Annotated in this window: 4 protein-coding genes; all 4 read left to right on the top strand. The window is 29.0% G+C overall.

The annotated features are described in order from the left end of the window. Positions 1-746: 50S ribosomal protein L11 methyltransferase (gene prmA / locus VK998_RS07140; RefSeq protein ID WP_325226995.1), on the top strand; the 746-nt coding region annotated here is incomplete at its 5' end. 9 nt (positions 747-755) lie between these two features. Then, positions 756-1,502 carry a 16S rRNA (uracil(1498)-N(3))-methyltransferase gene (locus VK998_RS07135; RefSeq protein ID WP_325226993.1) on the top strand — a complete coding sequence of 249 codons (747 nt, stop codon included), beginning with the start codon at positions 756-758 and terminating at the stop codon, positions 1,500-1,502. Next, a complete protein-coding gene (gene mtaB, locus VK998_RS07130) occupies positions 1,499-2,797 on the top strand; it encodes a tRNA (N(6)-L-threonylcarbamoyladenosine(37)-C(2))-methylthiotransferase MtaB (protein WP_325226991.1) in 1,299 nt (432 codons plus the stop codon). The genes VK998_RS07135 and mtaB overlap by 4 nt, the downstream gene beginning before the upstream one ends. Positions 2,798-2,844: 47 nt before the next feature. Then, positions 2,845-3,044: HIT domain-containing protein (locus VK998_RS07125; protein ID WP_325226989.1), on the top strand; the 200-nt coding region annotated here is incomplete at its 3' end.

Here is a 3,044-nt window from a genome sequence, read left to right as displayed (position 1 = left end):
TTAAAGCTTATTTTCCTGAAGATCAAGACTTAACTGATAGAATAGAACTTGTAAGGGATAATATTGAACGAATTCCCTGTGATAAAACAGGTAAAAGTTTAGGAGAAGTTACTATAATGGAAGTATATGAAAAGGATTGGGCTGAAGCCTGGAAAAAATATTATAAACCCATTAAAATAGGAGAAAAGATTGTAATAAAACCTACTTGGGAGAAATATGAAAAAAAAGACGAAGAAATAGTAATTGAACTTGACCCTGGAATGGCATTTGGAACAGGAACCCATGAAACAACTATAATGTGCATCGAAGCTTTAGAAACATATATGAAAAAAGGTGATACAGTCTGGGATATAGGGTGCGGCAGTGGAATATTAAGTATAGTAGCAGCTAAGTTAGGTGCAAAGAAGGTAATTGGAGTAGATTTAGATAAAATGTGCACTAAGATTTCTAATGAAAATATAAAAATAAATAAAGTTTATGACAGTGTAGAGATTAGACATGGTAATTTATTTAATTCAGTTGATGAAAAAGCAAATATTATTGTATCTAATATTATTGCTGAAGTAATAATAGATATGGTGGATCATATTGATGAGTATCTACTAAAAGAAGGAATATTTATTGCATCTGGCATCATTCTTGAAAAGGTAGAGAAAGTTAAAGAAAAATTGATAAAAAAAGGGCTTAAAATTTTGGAGATAAAATATATGGATGAATGGGCTCTAATAGTTAGTGCTTTAGAATAAGGTGAATATATGAATAGATTTTTTGTTAACAAAAGTCAAATTTACCAAAATAAAGTTAAAATACTAGGAAAGGATGTAAAACACATTAAGGATGTTTTAAGGTTAAAATATAAAGATAAAATAGAAATAGTATCAGGAAATAAAACTTACTTGTGTGAAATTTTGGAGATAAAACCAGATAATATCATCCTTTTAATATTAGATAGCTTTCAAGGGAAAAATGAGCCACCTGTTCATATAGTATTATATCAAGGAATAGCCAAAGGGGATAAAATGGATTTCATAATCCAAAAATCTACTGAAATAGGAGTGAAAGAAATTTATCCAGTCATTACTAATAGGACAATTGTTAAGATTAAAGGCAGAAAGAAAGAGCAGAAAAAGATAGAAAGGTGGAGGAGCATATCTGAAGAAGCTGCTAAGCAGAGTAAAAGAGATGCAATACCTATTGTTAATAATGTAATTAGTTATGATGAGATGGTAAATATTTTAAAAGGTGAAGAAAATATAATAATTCCCTATGAAGCAGAAGAAAACAACACTTTAAAAGAAACATTGAAGAACACTAAAAATGGAAAAATTCATATAATAATAGGGCCAGAAGGTGGTTTTGAAGAAGAAGAGATAGATACTATTCGAAGTATTGGAGGAAAATCTGTAACTCTCGGTCCAAGGATTTTTAGGACAGAAACAGCAGGACTAGTTGTAATGTCAATTGCTCTATATGAACTGGGAGATTTGGGAGTGAGAACATGAAAAAAGTAGCATTCTATACTTTAGGATGTAAGGTGAATCAATATGAAACAGAGGCTATGGAAGAATTATTTGAGAAAAGAGGCTACAAAATAGTAGATCATAATGAAGAAGCTGATATATATGTTATAAACACATGTACAGTTACTAATCTCGGAGATAGGAAATCTAGACAATTTATGCGAAGAGCAAAGAAGAAAAACAAAGAATCTATTATTGTAGCAGTAGGATGTTATTCTCAGGTGGCACCAAAAGAAGTAGAAGAAATAGAAGGTGTGGATATAGTTATTGGTACTACTGATAGAAATAGAATAGTAGATTTATGTGAAGAAGCTAAAAATAATAATAAAAAAATAAATATAGTGAAAGAGATTAGGCATCATAAAGAGTTTGAAAAATTAAATATTGTAGATTTAAAACATAAGACAAGAGCCTATATAAAAATTCAAGAGGGATGTAATCAATTTTGTAGTTATTGTATAATTCCATATGCTAGAGGTCCTATACGTAGTAGAGCTCTAGAAGATATAGTATATGAATCTAAAAGATTAGCTAGAGTAGGTTTTAAAGAAATTATACTTACTGGAATACATGTGACTTCCTATGGGAAGGACTTAAATGATTTAACACTTATAGATGTTATAGAAGAAATATCTAAAATTAAGGGGATAGAAAGAATAAGATTAAGTTCTATTGAACCAACATTTATAGATGAAGAATTTATGCAGAGAGCAGTAAGAACAAAAAAACTATGTGATCATTTTCACCTATCATTGCAAAGTGGTAGCGATACAGTATTAAAAAGGATGAATAGGAAATATACTACGGATGAATATAAAAACATTGTGAATTTAATAAGGGAATATATGCCAAATGCTGGAATTACAACGGATATTATAGTGGGTTTTCCTGGTGAAACTAATAAAGAGTTTAACCAAACCTATAATTTTGTAAAGGATATTCATTTTTCTAGGATTCATGTATTTAAGTATTCACCAAGGAAAGGGACTCCTGCTAGTAAGTTTAAAAATCAAATTCATGGCAATATAAAACATAATAGAAGTGAAAAGTTGATCAATTTAGGTGAAGAGCTTATCATTAGCTTTAATGAACAAAATATGTATAAAACTTTACAGGTACTTTTTGAAGAAGGCAATAATGGATATATGGAAGGATATACAACTAACTATATTAGAGTAAAGGCTGAAGCCGGTGATGAAGTAAAGGGTAAAATTCTACCTGTGAAAATTATGGACAAAGAAAATGATATTTTAATAGGAAAAATAGAGGAATTATAAAAGCTTTATAGAATATATTAATATAAGACAATGGAGGAGGTGAAAAGATGAGTGATTGCATATTTTGTAAAATAATAAACAAAGAAATACCTTCTGAAATCATATATGAAGATGATAAAGTTATAGCTTTTAAAGATGTTAATCCTCAGTCACCTATTCATATTTTGGTAATACCTAAAGAGCATATAGAATCTTTAAACCAAATAAATAATGAAAATTCTGATCTTATAAGTTATATATTTGTTAT

This window comes from Schnuerera sp. (assembly GCF_035459645.1).
Taxonomy (GTDB): Bacteria; Bacillota; Clostridia; order Tissierellales; family Tepidimicrobiaceae; genus Schnuerera.
This window is presented reverse-complemented; position numbering and strand designations above follow the sequence as displayed.